Annotated in this window: 12 protein-coding genes, 1 pseudogene and 1 riboswitch; of the genes and pseudogenes, 6 read left to right on the top strand and 7 right to left on the bottom strand. The window is 60.6% G+C overall.

The genetic code is table 11. The annotated features are described in order from the left end of the window. Nucleotides 1-24: 24 nt before the first annotated feature. The 6 genes and pseudogenes from X741_RS150680 to X741_RS1000000171040 all read right to left on the bottom strand — a co-directional run. Nucleotides 25-2,091: a hydantoinase/oxoprolinase family protein gene (locus tag X741_RS150680; protein ID WP_023778393.1), complete on the bottom strand. Its 2,067-nt coding sequence runs from the start codon at nt 2,089-2,091 to the stop codon at nt 25-27. A gap of 16 nt (nt 2,092-2,107) precedes the next feature. Then, complete coding sequence (locus tag X741_RS150685; protein ID WP_031250165.1) at nt 2,108-3,097, bottom strand: ABC transporter permease; 990 nt, start codon at nt 3,095-3,097, stop codon at nt 2,108-2,110. Continuing rightward, a complete protein-coding gene (locus tag X741_RS150690) occupies nt 3,090-4,064 on the bottom strand; it encodes an ABC transporter permease (protein ID WP_023778391.1) in 975 nt (324 codons plus the stop codon). Before X741_RS150690 ends, X741_RS150685 begins: the two co-directional genes overlap by 8 nt. Next, the gene (locus tag X741_RS150695; protein WP_023778390.1) at nt 4,061-5,563 is read right to left on the bottom strand and encodes a sugar ABC transporter ATP-binding protein; all 1,503 of its coding nucleotides are present in this window, start codon (nt 5,561-5,563) and stop codon (nt 4,061-4,063) included. Before X741_RS150695 ends, X741_RS150690 begins: the two co-directional genes overlap by 4 nt. Nucleotides 5,564-5,638: 75 nt before the next feature. Next, on the bottom strand, nt 5,639-6,709 hold the full coding sequence (torT, locus tag X741_RS150700) for a TMAO reductase system periplasmic protein TorT (RefSeq protein WP_031250164.1): 1,071 nt from the start codon (nt 6,707-6,709) through the stop codon (nt 5,639-5,641). A gap of 581 nt (nt 6,710-7,290) precedes the next feature. Beyond that, nucleotides 7,291-7,687: pseudogene (locus tag X741_RS1000000171040) on the bottom strand (ISNCY family transposase); the annotation flags it as partial. A gap of 363 nt (nt 7,688-8,050) precedes the next feature. Between X741_RS1000000171040 and X741_RS150705 the strand changes: the two are divergent. Beyond that, the gene (locus X741_RS150705; protein ID WP_023778387.1) at nt 8,051-8,803 is read left to right on the top strand and encodes an SDR family oxidoreductase; all 753 of its coding nucleotides are present in this window, start codon (nt 8,051-8,053) and stop codon (nt 8,801-8,803) included. A gap of 11 nt (nt 8,804-8,814) precedes the next feature. Here the strand turns inward: X741_RS150705 and X741_RS150710 are convergent, their stop codons facing one another. Continuing rightward, entirely contained in the window at nt 8,815-9,483 is a 669-nt protein-coding gene (locus tag X741_RS150710) for an FCD domain-containing protein (protein ID WP_032904552.1), read from the bottom strand. An 847-nt stretch (nt 9,484-10,330) separates the two neighbouring features. Between X741_RS150710 and hemA the strand changes: the two genes are divergently transcribed. The 5 genes from hemA to thiS all read left to right on the top strand — a co-directional run bounded on the left by hemA (nt 10,331) and on the right by thiS (nt 16,860). Next, entirely contained in the window at nt 10,331-11,542 is a 1,212-nt protein-coding gene (gene hemA, locus X741_RS150715; RefSeq protein ID WP_023778386.1) for a 5-aminolevulinate synthase, read from the top strand. 570 nt (nt 11,543-12,112) lie between these two features. Then, the gene (locus X741_RS150720) at nt 12,113-13,417 is read left to right on the top strand and encodes an acetyl-CoA carboxylase biotin carboxylase subunit family protein (RefSeq protein WP_023778385.1); all 1,305 of its coding nucleotides are present in this window, start codon (nt 12,113-12,115) and stop codon (nt 13,415-13,417) included. Nucleotides 13,418-13,640: 223 nt separating this feature from the next. After that, a riboswitch (TPP riboswitch) is annotated at nt 13,641-13,757 on the top strand. A 103-nt stretch (nt 13,758-13,860) separates the two neighbouring features. Beyond that, nucleotides 13,861-15,696: a phosphomethylpyrimidine synthase ThiC gene (gene thiC / locus X741_RS150725; protein ID WP_023778384.1), complete on the top strand. Its 1,836-nt coding sequence runs from the start codon at nt 13,861-13,863 to the stop codon at nt 15,694-15,696. Further along, entirely contained in the window at nt 15,693-16,694 is a 1,002-nt protein-coding gene (gene thiO / locus X741_RS150730; protein WP_023778383.1) for a glycine oxidase ThiO, read from the top strand. Before thiC ends, thiO begins: the two co-directional genes overlap by 4 nt. After that, nucleotides 16,663-16,860, top strand: a complete 198-nt coding sequence (gene thiS / locus X741_RS150735) for a sulfur carrier protein ThiS (RefSeq protein ID WP_023778382.1) — start codon at nt 16,663-16,665, stop codon at nt 16,858-16,860. The genes thiO and thiS overlap by 32 nt, the downstream gene beginning before the upstream one ends. Nucleotide 16,861: the final 1 nt, after the last annotated feature.

The raw sequence follows: 16,861 nt of genomic DNA, 5'->3' as shown, positions 1-16,861 counted from the left end.
ATGCCTTGCTCGGGAAGGTTGGTGTCAATCGACGGTCACGACGATGTTGCCTTGTGGGTCGACGCGCCCGCGATGTCCGTCCTTGAGGAAGGCGGTGAACGTCGTCGACTCCACCAGGCATGGCCCATCAAGCGCCGCCCCCGCGCCAAGCTGGTCCATGTCGTAAACAGGCAGAGAGCTCGTCCGCCGAGTTTCATGCAAATAGGCTGGCCGATGGGTCTTGGCGACCGGCGCCGTCGCCTGGTCGGCCAGCCTGAAATCCTTCCAGGCATCCTGGTTAGCCCGCTTGCCCACCGCGCGCAGCTTCCAGTTGGTGAATTCGACAATGTCGCGGTCGGATCTGATCGAATAAATGCGTTCGTGCATCTGATGAAACGCTTCGACGAGACTTGGGAGTTTTTCCGCTTCGAGGCGCGGCTCATTGGCCTCGAAATGGACCTCGATTTCCCAGGACTGGTACTCGTAGCGACCAAGAAAGGAGAACTCGAAACGCCGCAGCTCGGGCTCAACGCCGGCCTGTTCGAGGAATGCCTCGCCCGACACCTTCAACCGCGCCAGGATGTCGGAGACGCCAGCGGCGTCGAAGCGCCGGGTCGAGGTCGAGGTCAGGAAAACCGCGCTTTCCTCGCGCGTAATATCCGAGATCAACCCGCCGAACGCGCTCAACCCAGCCATGAAGCGCGGGATCATGTAGCGTTTCAAGCCCAATATGTCGGCCATCTCGGCGATGTGGATGGCGGTCGCACCGCCGCCGCAGACAAAGAAACTGTCGCGTGGGTTTATGCCCTCGCGAATGGTGATTTCCTCGATGGCCCCGACCATGTTGTGGTTGCTGGTGGTCTGGATGGCGTAAGCCGCGTCGAGCAGCGGGATGCCGAGCCGCGTCGCGATGCTCGCGACCGCTTTCTCGGCCAGTTCGCGGCTGATCTTGATCCGGCCGCCGAGAAAATAATCGGGATCAATGATGCCGAGCACGACATTGGCATCGGTGACCGTCGGCGCGGTGCCGCCCGCTCCGTAGCATGCCGGCCCCGGCCGCGCGCCAGCGCTCTGTGGGCCGACCCGCAGCAGGCCGCCATCATCGACCCAGGCAATCGACCCGCCGCCGGCGCCGACCGATCTCACATCAACTTTCGCGATGCCTAGTGAATCGTCGTGGATCATGCTGTCCGGGGTGACGATGATCTGGTGGTCACGCAAAGCCGAGACGTCGAAGGTGGTGCCGCCCATGTCACCGACGATGACGTTGGCTTCGTCGCTCAGCGCCAGCGCCGCCATCGGCGCCAGCGTCGGCCCCGACATGACGCTGTAGATTGGCCGCCGCAGCATCTCGGCGGGAGGCATCATTCCACCGACGCAGTTGGCCAGCAGCAGCTCGCCCTGGAAACCAGCCTGCGACAGTGCTTGCCGCAAGTCCTCGATATAGGTGCGCACGATCGGATTGATCGACGCGTCGATAGCGGCCGCGATGATGCGCTTATACTCGCGCGACATCGGATTGACTTCATGGCTAAGCGTCACCGGCATCTCCGGCCATGCCTGCGCGATGATTTCGCGCACCGTTGTTTCATGAATGGGATTGACGACCGACCAAAGCAGACCGACCGCTATCGCTTCGACCCCATAGCGCCGGAAATCGGCTATCGCCGCCTCGACATCGGATCTCGACAGAGGCGTGAGCTCCCGCCCGCGCGCATCGACGCGGCCCCGCGCCGTCTTCGTCAGGTGGCGCGGGACATAGGGCTCGGGATAGTCGAGCCGCCACTGGAAGGCGCCCTTGCGCGGGCCCTCGCGCAGGACGAGGATGTCCTGATGTCCTTCGTTGAGGATCAGACCGACCTTGACGGTCTTGCGCTCGACCAGCGCGTTGGTCGAGACGGTCGAGCCGTGTACGATCAAATCGATCGCGGTCATGAACGTCGCGGGATCGAGCCCGTATCCGGCGGCCGCGACGTGCAGCACGTTGATGAACCCCTTCTCGAATTCGCCGGGGGTCGTCGGCGATTTGAAGATCGAGATTTTCCCACCGGGCTCGGAAACCAGGCAATCGGTGAAAGTTCCGCCTATATCGATGCAGACTTGATAAGCCATTTAAGGTCCGGAGCTGTTAGCGTTTCTTGTGATCGCGGCCCAGTATCAGGCTGGCCAGAATGATGAGGCCCAAAAGAACCTGCTGCAGATAGCCGTCGACCTGCATGAGATTCATGGCGTTGGAAATGATCGTGATGAACAGGGCACCGAGCAGAGCCGCCGTGACGCCTCCCTCTCCGCCGGTCAGCCGCACGCCACCGACCACCGCCGCCGCTATCGATTCCAGGGTCAGGTTGCCGCCGAGATTGGGCTCGCCCGATCCGGTGCGCGCGGTGAGCAGCATGGCGCCAATCGCGGCCAGCAGCGAGCAGACCACGTAGTCGATCGCAACGACACGTCCGGTGCGAACGCCCGCCGCCTTCGCCGCGCGAGGGTTGGCGCCGATCAGATACAGGCTGCGGCCGAACACGGTGAAGCGCAGGACCAGGAACAGCAGTGCGAAACACAGCGCGGCGAACACGATGGGCACCGGAATGCCGATCACCCGTCCCTCCGCCAAGGCCTCCGTGAAGGCTTCGGGAATGCCCGGCACGGGAAAGCCGCCGCTGACGGTTGACGCCAGCGCCATGACAATGTTGGCCATGCCGAGCGTCGTCACCAACGGGTTGATGCCGATACCGGCGATGAGGACGCCGTTCAGCCCGCCGATCAGCAGCCCGACGCCAAGGCCAGCGGCGATTCCCCACAGGATGGGCATATCGCCGGTTCCGGTCATCACCATCGCCGATATGACGCTGACGAGCGAGACGGTGAAACCAAGCGACAGGTCGAAGCCGCGCGTCAGCAGCACCATGGTCTGCGCCATGGCGAAGAGTGCGAGATAGCTGGTCTGGATCGCGATGTTCCAGAGATTGCCGCTTGAAACGATGCGCGGGTCGAGCAGACCGAGAACCAGCAGGGCCAGGAATACGAGCCCCGGCAGCTTGGCCTGCACCGCGAACTGGCGGATGTCCGGGCGAGCGCGGTCAAGAACAACCGGAGCCGCCATGTCTGGACGATCAGACATTGGCCCGCCTCCCCTGAACAATTCGGTCGAAAGCCAGTGCGCCGATGAGCACCGAACCGAGAACCAGCGTCTGGAATTTGCTGTCGATCTGCGTGAGGTTCATCGCATTGGCGATGATCGCCAGGCACAGCGCCGCCATGGCGACGTTCTCGGCGCGGCCTGAGCCGCCGCGCAATGAAACGCCGCCGATCACCGCTGCGGCGATCGTCTCCAGTCCCAGCGTGCCGCCGATCGTGGACTGGCCGGACCCGATGCGAGCGGTGATCAGCACGCCGGTGAACGCGGCCAGAAGACCGGAGAGCACATAGGCGGTAATCAGCACACGGTATGTGCGCACTCCCGACAGCCGGGCGGCACCGACATTGCCGCCGACGGCGTAGAAGTGGCGCCCGAGCGCGGTCCGACGCTGCAGAATGATGGCGATGGCGATCACCGCGATCGCCAGCAGCAAGACCGGCGGCAGGCCAAGCACCTGCCCTCGCCCGATGGCACCGACGAAGGCGTCGGAAACGCCATAGATCGGGATACCCTGCGTGTAATAGAGCGTAATTCCCGCGACGATCGACAACGATGCCAATGTCACCATGAAAGGTGATAGGGAAAGCCGCGCCACCAGCGTGCCGTTTACCAGGCCAACACAGGCGCCGCTGGCCAAGGCCAGCGCTACGGGCACCAGCAGCTGGAGCCCATGCGCATCGGGCATCGCGGCCATCGCCGCGGCAGTGACCACTGAGGCCAAGGCCATGGTGGCGCCGACCGACAGATCAAAACCGCCGGTGGTCATGACGATCATCTGACCAATCGCCGGAACTGCCAGGAAGGAGAAATTGCGCAGGACGTTGAGGATGTTCAGGCGGTTCAGAAAACGCGGTTCGATGATCGCGGCCGCGGCCGCAACCGCGACCAGAAGCAGGATGACGATCCCGCCGGTTTCCACAAAACGTCGCCGCAGCGTGTCAGGGCTCATGCCGCCTCCGTGGCGCCGGTTTCGGCGTCGAAATAGTGGCGCAGCACAGTGGCCTCGGTGATGCCGTCGGCTTTGAGTTCGGCGACTATGCGCCCTTCGCGCATGACGTAGACGCGGTTGGCCAGATGAACGAGCTCTGGCAGTTCGGACGATGACAGCAGAATAGCCGCGCCATTCTCCACCAGGGTTTTCATCAGCCTGTAGACCTCGCTTTTGGCGCCGACGTCGATGCCAACCGTCGGTTCATCGAAAATATGGACCGAGACCGGGCGCATCAGACCGCGCGCCAGCACGAGTTTCTGCTGGTTTCCTCCCGAAAATGACGCGGCCGCCCGTTCGGGCGCCATCGGCCGGAGACCCAGTGTCTTCAACGGAGCGGCTATCGCCCGGCGCTCGCGCCAGGACTTGAGCATGCCGCGCTGGGACAGTCTCGGGTCGTCGAGCGCGGCCATGGTCACATTCTCGCGGCCTGGCCGGCCAAGCGCCAGTCCCTCGGCGCCGCGGTCGGCTGGATAGTAACAAAGTCCGGCGCGCAACATGCTGTGCGGCACCGGCGCTCTGACCACCGCGCCATGGAGTTCGATCTCACCGGCCGTCACCCGCTCCAGGCCGAACACGGCTCGGCAAAGTTCGCTACGACCGCAGCCAACCAGGCCCGCCAGGCCGACGATTTCGCCAGCCCTGACCGTGATGGAGGCGTCCGACACGCTACCGGAGACACGCAGCCCCCTGGTCGCCAGCACGATTTCGGCGGGGCGCTGGCTAATTGACGGATAAAGTCGTTCGACCGGCTGGCCGACCATCATCTCGATCAGGGTCGCGTCCGATGCCGCGGCGATGGCCACTGTGTCGATCTTGCGCCCTCCTCGCAAGACCGTGACACGGTCCGCGAGCCGACGGATCTCGGCCATGCGATGCGACACATAGATGATGCCGACGCCCCGCGCCTTGAGGCCCGCGATGGCGGCGAACAGTTTTTCCGCTTCACCGTCGGTAAGCGACGCGGTCGGTTCGTCGAGGATGAGGATTTTGGCATCCGAAAGCATGCCCTTGGCAATCTCGACCATCTGCTTTTGGGCCCGGGTCAGCGTTTCGATCTTGCTGTCCAGCTCGACGTGAAAGCCAATGTCGCGGAAGCGTTCTTCCGCGCGGGCACGCATCGCGCGCCGATTTAGGAAAAGCCTTCCCTTGATCTCGCGTCCAAGAAACAGGTTCTCCTCGACCGTGAGGTCGGGGACAAGACTGAATTCCTGGAACACAGCCGCCACCCCGGCATCGCGGGATTTCTGTGGGGTCAGCGCGGAAACGGCTTGGCCGTCGATACGGCACGAGCCTTCGGTCCAGCCATAGGTTCCCGCTATCAGATTGATGAGTGTCGACTTGCCGGCGCCGTTTTCGCCGAGAAGGGCATGGACCTCGCCGCTCAACAGCGAGAAATCAACGCCGTCAAGCGCCACCACACCCCCGAAACGCTTCGTCATACCCGTAAGTTCAAGCATCTTTTGACACCACCGAGATCGAAGCAGAAAGGGCGGCAGGCCAAGGCCGAGGTCTGCCGCCCATCGAAGATGCGACTATTGTACCGAAAATTCAGGCTTCCACCCATCGGGCGCAAAAATCTGCGTCGGGTCGATCTTGTCGACGTTGTCCTTGGTCACGATGCCCGGCGCGACCAGCAGAACCTTCTCGTAGTCCTTCTTTTCCAAGGCGCGCACCGCGAGGTCGACGCTGATGCGGCCCATCATCACCGGATACTCGGCGGCAAAGCCAAGCACCTTGCCTTCCTTGACCAGCTTCAGCATCGTCTGGTTCTCGTAAGACGACATGATCACGACATCGTCGCGGCCAGCGTCGGCGACGGCGCTGACGGCCGCTTCCGCCGCCGCGGCCCCGCCCCAGATGACATTGAGATCCGGATAGGTCTGCAACGCGTCCTCGACGAGGCGCAGGCTTTGCGGAACGCCGGGCTCACCATAGAGCTCGGCCGCGAGCTTGATGTTGCCGGTTTTGGTGCTGTCGCGAAAGCCCGCCATATAGCTCTCCGCCCAACCCGATCCCTGCGGACCCGGCAGGCCGATCGCGGTCGTCTTTTTGTCGCCGAGATACTTCTTGAGGTACTCACCCTCCTGAAAACCCTTCTGGTAGGTATCGGGAGTGATGCGCGCGGTGATCGGAGTTTCCAGGATGGGATTGGCGACGGCGATCTGGACAAGACCCTTGGCATCGCCCTCCTTCAGCTTGGCCGCCAGACCGGCTTCCGAGATGGCTGCGACGAGGATGCCCTGGGCGCCGGATGCGACGCAATCGTCATATTGCGACAGCTGCTTGGGCAGTGCGTCATAGCCGCCGGCCTGCAGGACCGTCACTTTGACACCCAGGCGCTTTGCTTCCTCAACGATACCGTAGTCCACCGAGACCCAGTAGCTGTCCTTGAGGTGCGGAAACAAGACGCACAGGTTCCAGGGCTTCTCGGCCTTTTCCAGCGGCACATAGTCAAGTGCCTCGACTTTTTTCAGATCGCCGCCTTTGGCCGCGTTGATCTTGAAGGGCCACCAATCCTTGGCCTCGGCGGCGTTGGGCAGGACGGCCACGCCGGTGACGAAAGCCACCGCGAGGATGGATCGGAAAGCGTGATTCTTGGTCATGTGATTCCCCATTTTCGTGTGTTCCCGGGTCCGGAGCCGGCGATTTCGCCGGCTCCGCGGTCTGCCTTGGGAGCAGAGGCTTGCTGGCGGATCGCAGTACCGTCTAGGCGAGTTCGCCTTCAGGGCCATCCGCGCCGTTGTTCATTCACAGCGCTACCGTACTACTTATAAGTTATAAGTCAATAGGGTTTTCATTAGCCGGTGCTCAGCCGGGAAGGTGTCTTCAATCGCGGTTTCGCTGCCTCGACCGGGATCAGAATCCATTTGACGAAAAACGAGGTCGAGACAGCAGCCATGCAACTGGCCTCGACGATGTGGGCTTCCTCGCGACCGACGGGTAGCGGCTTGTCGATCGAGTTGCCTGACATCAAGCGCCGGCGAATAAGTCAAAGCGATCAGCGTGGCCTTCGAATACAGAGCCATTGGTCAGCAACCGCACTTCGCTATCGACCAAATCGTCATAGGTCTTTAGGGAGGGAGATGTGCCCAGTGCATTCGCGTGCTGCAACAGCCGCGCTGAACCGCACGGCAGCGTGCCATAACACGCTGCGGTCGGATGATTGTTGAAATGACGGTTCCCCGCGCACGACCGTGCCGCTTTCCAACTTCTCTCGTCTGGCGCTTGCCAGCCTGAGCTCGTCCTAGAGGTCGGCGCCCGGATTGCGGGTGTTGTCTTGCGACTTCATTCTCCCGGCAGCCGGGCAAAGGCCCGCAACGTGGAGGCTTCTAAATGGAACGCGGGTTCCCGATGCTTAGTGGGTGGTGCTGCTTGAGCAGGGGCAGGGCAGCACAGCCTCCGCCGGCAAGCCGTCGCGGCCGGTTCCCTTGATAGCGTGCCGGCGCAAGTCCCGCGTCACCAGACTCGCAAATCGCGATGCACGTCCAGCCATTGCGACATGGTTTTGCCAGCTGAGAGGCCGATCCCGTGTTCGGCGAACAGTCGAAACACTGATTGGTCGGTGTGCGTTCTTGGCGTATTGTGCAGCACTTCTGGCATTACTGGCCTTGCGGGGATGACGAGTCGGTCATGCGACAGTATGGATGTCCCCATCGGAATAGCCGGTCCGCCTTATCGGTCACACCCGCATATCGCTCCGCTTCTAGGGAACACCCCATCACGCGAGGAAAGACATGGCCACATGCGCAGTATCGCCAATCTAGCCGTTGGGCCGACGGCCCGGCGCTTGGGCCAGTCCACCGGCTTTAACCTGCGTCACAACTTGATCCACTGATCCTAGGTGACGACAACGTTGTTCGTCATGATTTGATGGGGCGGGGATTGGCCCAAAAGCGAGCCCCCCAAACTGTGCGGTTGCCAAATACGCAATGGAGTGAATTGGAATGATCATCGTAACAGGCGCCACGCACGGGATTGGGCAGGCCTGCGTGGAGAAACTTGCGTCTGCCGGTTCCAGAGTGGTGGCGACCGGCCGAGATGCAGAAGCGGGCGCGGCGCTCGAACGCGCCAATCACGGTGTCACGTTCGTTGCCGGTGACATCATCCGTGAAGACGATTGCCGCCGTGTCGTCGACCGTGCGCTTGAACTTGGCAACGGCCGGCTCGCGGGGCTCGTGAACAATGCCGGCATGTCGAAGCGCATTGCCTTCGCCACCGCCACCCAGGACGATTGGGATGAGATCCTTGCGGTTAATGCACGCAGCGTCTTTTTCTTCATCCGTCATGCGCTGGACGGCTTGCGGCTCGGGAGGGGTTCAGTCGTCAACATGGCCAGCATCGCCGGAAAGACGGGCGAAGAAGGGCTCGCTGCCTACTGCGCCTCAAAGGCCGCGGTCATCGGGCTGACGCAGGCACTCGCGCTGGAGTTCGGCGAGGAGATCCGCTTCAACGCTGTCTGCCCCGGCCAGATCGAAACACGCATGATGGGCAACATCATAAGCGATGCACTGCGCAAGAAGCAGCTCGAACTGCGGATCCCTGCCAACCGCTTCGGTGCCCCTGAAGAGATCGCTGATGTGGTCGCTTGGTTACTTTCGAATCAATCGAGCTATGTCAACGGCACGGTCGTGACTGTAGACGGCGGGGAAACAGCCGGCCTGCGCACACCGCGCGTCGCGCAGATCGATGGTGCTTAGGGCAATTCAGCTCAGCCGGAGCCGCGCTCGTCGAAATAGCGCAGAAAACCATGTGAGCCTCGCTGGATGTCGTTCTCGATCGCCTCGCGGGCCCTCTTCCTGTCGCCAGCCCTCAAGGCCTCGATGAGATGGTCATGTTCTTCCGCGCCGGTGTACCCGCGCGGAATTTCCCGATCGTAAACGTTAAGGATTGGACCCATCGAGGCCCACATGCTTTCGATCTGTCCGATCAGCATCGGCATACGCGACAGGCGGTAGACGCCGAAGTGGAAAGCGCGATTGGAGGATCGCGCTTCCTTGATATTACCGGCCTTATGGCTCTCTACAAATGAGGCGCGGAAGGTCTCAAGCTGTTCGAGATCGGCGGGGGCAAAATGGTCGGCAGCGTGTTCTGCCGCAAGCCCTTCAAGTGCCACGCGGATCAGCTTGATCTGAATGTAGCGGGCGCGGCTGAGGTCTGGCACCGCGGCGAACCTGCCGGAGCGCAACTCGAGCGCCTGCTCGCTGACGAGCCGCAGACAGGCTTCGCGCACCGGCGTAATGCTGGTTCCGAGCTGCTCGGCAAGATCCTGCATAAGGAGACGATCGCCCGGCGCGAAATTGCCGATGATCAAGCCATCCCGCACCTTGCTGTAAATCCGCGCGGACAGGCTGCCCATCTCCTCGGGCTGCATCTTCATAGGGCCCATGGGACTCCCCTCGTCTCTGCTGCAGATGTACGGAAATGTCGATTGACGCGTTTCACTACGTTTATAAGTTATAATCGCTGCCTATATTTTGTTACTCAGCGGCAGACAAGTACGTGCACGTTAATTGTCTGCAGGAAACATGTCCGTTTTCATAATTATTTGTGAAATTTTGTTTTATAAAAACAAGGAGACCCTTCTTTTCCGATTCTGACAATGGAATGTGACGACAGAAAAAGGCGCGATCTCATCTGCGTGGCATGAGTTGGTGTGCGAGAGATGATGACATCTGAAGGAGCCGGGAAGCTTACATGTCAATTTCCAGTCTGATGGGCAGAAATTTCCGATTCTGAGGCGACTCCGAACCGGCTGGACCGACGATGACGTCGGCACCGTCAAGATGATCCGGCAGGCCAGCAAGTCCAAAAGCTGCGTATGGCGTTTGCAGAGCGTTTCGCCGCCGAAGGGCTTCAAGGGCTGTTGCGCGACAAGACGCGGCCCTCGCGCATTGCGGCTCTCGGGCCGAAAGCCCGCCGAGCGCAGCTCTGACAAGGCCGCGACAGGAATCGAACGACGACTGGCCAGAATTATGAAATCCCTTGCGACACTATGCAATTTCAAACATTTCAGTAACAAATAGATTTAACATTCTCTTCACTTGCACTTTGGGGCGCGTTACCCGAATTAGCTGGAGCGGCCGAAACCCCCGCAAGATCAAGCGCGTAGTCGAAATCCAATCTTGCTGGTGCTTGTCGAGGGATGCGACGCGATGGGCCGGCGCAGGTGCGCTGTGAAGCAGCACTGAGCGCGCCGAAAAACGGCTTCCCAACAGGAGATTGATTTGGATTATGTGCAGTATTTCGCCGGAAGAATCGAGCAACTCAAAGGCCGTGGCGGGTATCGTGAATTTGCCGATCTGGAGCGTCAGTCTGGCAACTTCCCAAAGGCCTGGCTCAATAGGCCCGACGGCCGAAAAGAGATAACCATTTGGTGCACTAATGATTATCTCGGTATGGGGCAGCACCCCAAAGTGCTATCGGCAATGAAGCGCGCCATCGATGCCAACGGCGCAGGATCGGGAGGATCCCGCAACATTGGTGGCACCAACCATTATCACGTGTTGCTCGAGCGGGAGCTTGCAGGTTTCCACAATAAGGAAGCAGGATTGATTTTTGTTTCCGGCTTCAGCTCAAACGATTCATCATTGAGTACATTGGCATCTTTGATGCCGGACACAATTATTTTTTCTGACGAGCACAACCACGCTTCAATTATTAGTGGATGCCGCAACAGCCGGGCCGAAAAGCGCGTCTTCCGGCATAACGACGTTGCGCATTTGCGGGAGCTTCTGCGCAGTGTAAATCTTGCAAGACCCAAGATCATTGTTTTTGAATCGGTATATTCAATGGACGGTGACATTTCACCGATCAAAGATATCTGTGACATGGCGGACGAATTTGGCGCAATGACGTTTCTGGATGAAGTTCATGCATCGGGAATGTACGGTCCGAAAGGCGCCGGCATTGCCGCGGAACTTGGCATCATGGATCGTCCAACCATCATCGAAGGAACGCTAGGTAAGGCGTTCGGCTCGATGGGGGGTTATGTGACCGGACCTGCCTCCATTGTTGACAGCATACGAAGCTTCTCGATCGGTTTCATTTTCACCACGGCGCTTGCGCCAGCCCTAGCGGCTGGTGCGCTGGCAGCGCTGCGCCATCTTCGCGATTCAGATTCAGAACGAATTGATCTGCACCGGAAAACGAAACTTTTAGTCGGATTGCTGAAAGAGGCGGGCATCCCCGTCATGCCGACCCGAAGCCACATCATTCCTGTGCTTATTGGTGATCCATTCCGTTGCAAGGAAGCGTCCCGCCAGCTTCTAGATCAGCATGGAATATACGTTCAGCCAATTCTGGCGCCGAGTGTTCCGGTGGGAACCGAGCGGTTCAGGGTGACGGTTACGCCTGCCCATAGTACGACAGATATTCGGACGTTCGTCGATGCGCTCAGGCAGGTTCTGCAGCGGGACAATCTTGGCAAGGCTGCCTAATGTAAATGCTGGGAACGACAGGGCGCGCAGCCTCAGACCTGATTATATCAGCCGGGCTCGCCGAGGTGGAAGCGGCGGTCCGCGATCCGGTTCTGACGCCCGATCGCATCTTCGAATGTCAACGGAAAGCAGTTCCGTAACCCGCAATGACAGCTTTCGCGATCTTAAATGATGTGACTCCATGATTGAATGGGGCCGTTTGACGACTCGCTGCTTACACATCGGGCCGGTTCCAGATTCAGGGCTCACCATGAGCCGGTATGACCAGAGCGCATGTTCTTGTGCTGCGAGTTTGATGTGGCTTGGCGTGCCCTACCCGAGGGGTAGGTCACGCCCAGGCCCACGGGATCACACACCAACCCCAGCTAACCTGGTTTGAACGGAGCAAGCCTCCGACGCCGCCCTAATCAACAACGCTGCAACAGATCCTTCAAATCAATTTACAAGATTTTTACAACCGTCAGTCGTTGACAATGGTACGGCACCGCGAGTCTGAGGTCCGGCACGGCCATAAAAGTGACGCCGGTACCCTCGGACCGCCGCCAGCACGCAACATCGGGATTAACAGCAATGGTAAGAAGAAGAGCGCTCATATTGGTCGAAGGCCATAGGGGTACTGGTCAGCTATACGTCCAAGCGGCTCAGTGTCTTGGTCTTCATCCAATTACTCTGACGGCTGATCCACCTCGGTACGACTATCTTTCGGCGGAAAACGTTGAGGCAATCCGTGTCGACACTGGCAATCTCGAAGCGTTGGTCCGCGAATGTTCGCGGCTGCGTGCTACCCACGACATTGCTGGCATTACTGGCTTTGCCGGGGACCATGAATCGATCTATGCGACAGTTGGCAAGCTTTGCCGGCATTTCGATCTACCGGGACCGAACCCTGAATCGATTGAACGAAGCTGCGACAAATTCAAGCAACGCCAACTCCTCGCGCAGGCCGGCGTTCCAATACCGGCTTATCGGTTGGCAACGAATGCGGCGGAGGTAGAAAGCTCGGCTGCAGAGATCGGCCTGCCCGTGATTCTTAAGCCGGCAGTAGGCAGCGGCAGCATCGGTGTCCGATTGTGCCGCAGCCTCGAAGACGTAGCCGAACATACGACCTATCTATTGGGCGGAAAGCACATATGGCGGTCTACACCGAAAATACTCGTCGAAGAATTCGCACAGGGCCCGTTCTATAGCATTAATGTTATGGGGAATGAGGTCGTTGCGATTTGCGCCAATGACTTTGGTCCCCTCCCCCATTTCGTCATACGTGAGGTGACATATCCGGCCCTGCTAACCGATCAGGAGCGTGAGCGCATCGCCGATGTTTCGCTGAGCTGTTTGCGGGCTCTCGGCCTTGGCTGGGGGCCAACTAACATTGAACTCCGGTGCACGAAACGCGGTCCAGTTGTCATTGAAGTCAATCCGCGTCTTAGTGGCGCGCCCGACCCTCAACTGGTCCAGTTAGCTTACGGTGTCGACCTCGTCACCGAGCACATCAAGCTTGTCATTGGCGAGGAATGGGATCTGCGCAAAAAGCATTCACATACTGCGGCCGCGCGATTCCTGCTTCCTGATCAAGATGGCACCCTGGACTGGATTGGTGGCGACACTCAGGCAGCTGCTATATCAGGTGTGGCCGAGGTCAAATTGAATGTTGAACCCAAGACACCGATCGTCAGGAAGGGGGATTTCCGAGACTGGATTGGACATGTCATTGCCACTTCGCCCAGCCGTGCTGAAACCGAGGGCGCCCTTCAGCGAGCGGTCGACTTGATCGATTGGTCGATCACCCCTTTTCCGGCGACAATAGGAGGTGATCGAGAGCACGATGTTTGTGGGGCGTTCGGGCGGCCCACCAGTTCTGTTCCGATCAGGCATTGACGGCTTAAGATCCTTGAAACGCAGCAGTTCCGTCTACGTCAATGTCACATCAAGTTTGACGAGGCAAATGCAGCTTTGGCCACACCTGCCCTATCTCCCGCGGAACTTCTCCGCGACCCGTGGCGAGGCCGTCGGCCCAATTTGGGCCCAATTTGATTGCCGCCCACCGCCGCCGCAGGACGAACATGCGCTTGACAAGACAACCCCGGCCCGTTCAACCTGAGGCATTCACCAGGGGAGTCCCGGCAAGGGGCTGAGATACTGCTGGCTTTCGCGGCGCAGTGACCCGTTGAACCTGATCCAGTTCATACTGGCGTAGGGACGGTGCAAGCGCTTTGCGGGAGTTTACGCCCGAGGTCCTGTTTCGGCAGGTCGACAGAAGCGTCTTTTCATCCTTCCGGCACAGAACTGGGTCTCCAATGCAAGAGCAAAGGAGCCTCAAGATGAATGCCCTCACCCCCGCCGTCTCGACGGGACCGCTGCCCGCCTCGCGTAAGATCCACAAGCCGGGCGCTCTCCACCCACAGATCAGGGTGCCGATGCGCGAAATCTCCGTCCATCCGACAGCCGGCGAGCCGCCCGTTACCGTCTACGATCCGTCGGGCCCCTATACCGACCCGGCTGTCGAAACCAGCATCGAAAAAGGCCTGGCCCGGCTTCGCCACGAATGGATCTTGGCCCGCGGCGATGTCGAGGACTGTGACGGCCGCCATGTCCGGCCGGAGGACAACGGATTCGCGACGGGCGAACGCCTGACGCCGGAATTTCCCATCCGCCACCGACCGCTCAGGGCCAAAGCAGGCAAGGCGGTGACGCAGCTTGCCTATGCGCGCGCCGGCATCATCACACCCGAAATGGAGTTCGTTGCCATTCGCGAGAACCTTGGTCGCGAGATCCTGCACGGCAAGCTTGAGCGCGACGGCGAGGCTTTCGGCGCGACGCTGCCCGATTTCGTCACGCCCGAATTCGTGCGTGACGAGGTGGCGCGCGGACGGGCGATCATTCCCGCCAACATCAACCATCCCGAGAGCGAGCCAATGATCATCGGCCGCAATTTCCTGGTCAAGATCAACGCCAATATCGGTAACTCCGCCGTCACATCGTCGATGGCGGAAGAGGTCGAAAAGATGGTGTGGGCGATCCGCTGGGGCGCCGATACGGTGATGGACCTGTCGACCGGCCGCAACATCCACAACATCCGCGACTGGATCGTGCGCAACGCGCCGGTGCCGATCGGCACGGTGCCGCTCTACCAGGCGCTCGAAAAGGTCGGAGGCATTGCCGAGGATCTAACCTGGGAGGTCTACCGCGACACGCTGATCGAACAGGCCGAGCAAGGCGTCGACTATTTCACCATCCACGCCGGCGTGCGGCTGCATTATATCCCGCTGACCGTCGACCGGGTCACGGGTATCGTCTCGCGCGGCGGCTCGATCATGGCCAAATGGTGCCTGCACCATCACCGGGAAAGCTTCCTCTACGAGCACTTCGCGGAGATCTGCGACATCGCCAGAGCCTACGACGTCTCCTTCTCGCTCGGCGACGGCCTTCGTCCGGGCTCGATCGCCGATGCCAACGACGCGGCGCAATTCGCCGAACTGGAAACGCTCGGCGAGCTGACGAAGATCGCCTGGGCGAAGGATTGCCAGGTGATGATCGAGGGGCCCGGCCACGTGCCGATGCACAAGATCAAGGCGAACATGGACAAGCAGCTCGCCGTCTGCGGCGAGGCGCCGTTCTACACGCTTGGACCGCTGACGACCGACATCGCGCCGGGCTACGACCACATCACCTCAGGCATTGGGGCTGCCATGATCGGCTGGTTCGGCACCGCCATGCTCTGTTACGTCACGCCCAAGGAGCATCTCGGTCTTCCCGATCGCAACGACGTCAAGATCGGCGTGATCACCTACAAGATAGCCGCCCATGCCGCCGACCTGGCGAAGGGTCATCCGGCGGCGAAAGTCAGGGATGACGCCCTTTCCCGCGCGCGCTTCGAGTTCCGCTGGGAGGACCAGTTCAACCTGTCGCTCGATCCCGAAACGGCGCGGTCCTTCCACGACCAGACCTTGCCCAAGGAGGCGCACAAGGTGGCGCATTTCTGCTCGATGTGCGGGCCGAAATTCTGCTCCATGCGTATCTCTCACGACATACGCGCCGAGGCACAAAAAGAGGGCATGGCGGCGATGGCGGCGAAATACCGCGAAGGCGGCGATCTCTACCTGCCGGCGGACGAGACCGGCGCACCGCTCATACCTCAGCCACGTGAGCCATCATGAAGGTCTTGATCAAAGGGGCCGGCGTTGCCGGCCTCACCGTCGCCTTCGAGTTCGCCGCACGCGGCGCGGTGGTTACCGTTGCCGAGACAAGGCCTGCCCTTGGCGGCAATGCGTCGTGGTTCGCCGGTGGCATGTTGGCGCCGTGGTGCGAGCGTGAAAGCGCCGAGCAGCCGGTGCTGGATCTCGGACGTGACGCCGCCGACTGGTGGGACGCCGCAACGCCCGGCTTGGTAGCACGACGGGGAACGCTGGTCTTGGCCGCGCCGCGCGATGCGGGCGAGCTCGACCGGTTCGCCAGCCGCACGACGGGCTATCGGCGCGTCGAGGAAGATGAAATTGCCTTGCTGGAGCCCGACCTAGCCGGCCGCTTCCGCCGCGGATTGCTCTTCCCCGATGAGGGCCATCTTGATCCACGCCAGGCGATGGCAGCACTTCATGACAAGCTCGCGGCCATGGGTGTTGAATTCCACTTCGGCGCCGACGCCCGGCATGTTTTTGGTTTCGATCCTCAGATCGACTGTACGGGAATGGCGGCGCAAAATGACTGGCTGCGCGGCGTTCGCGGCGAAATGCTCATCCTGCGTACCCCTGATATCTCGCTGTCGCGCCCCGTCAGGCTGCTGCATCCGCGCTTTCCACTCTATGCAGTGCCGCGCACCGACCACCGTTTCATGATTGGTGCGACGATGATTGAAAGCCAGTCCGTCGGACCGGTTACGGCGCGTTCGATGATGGAACTGTTGGGTACCGCCTATGCCCTCCACCCGGCCTTTGGCGAGGCCGAGATCGTTGAAACCGGTGTCGGCGTCCGCCCAGCCTTTCCCGACAATTTGCCGCGCGTCGAAACCAAGGGTGAAATCATCGCGATCAACGGGTTCTATCGTCACGGTTTTCTCCTGGCTCCCGCCATGGCGCGCCAGGCTGCCGACCTGGTTTTCAGTCAAGACAGAACCAAGGAGCTTGCTCATGAAACTGATGGTCAACGGCGAAGCGCATGAGGTTGCCGCCACCACGCTGGCCGAGCTGCTTGCCGCGCTTGACTATGAGGGCGATTGGCTCGCGACCGCCGTCAACAACGACCTCGTGCACAAAGCCAACCGGGCGGAATTCCAATTGAACGACGGCGACCGGATCGAAATCCTCTCGGCCATGCAGGGAGGCTAGC

The organism is Mesorhizobium sp. LNHC221B00, assembly GCF_000502935.1.
Taxonomy (GTDB): domain Bacteria; phylum Pseudomonadota; class Alphaproteobacteria; order Rhizobiales; family Rhizobiaceae; genus Mesorhizobium; species Mesorhizobium opportunistum.
This window is presented reverse-complemented; position numbering and strand designations above follow the sequence as displayed.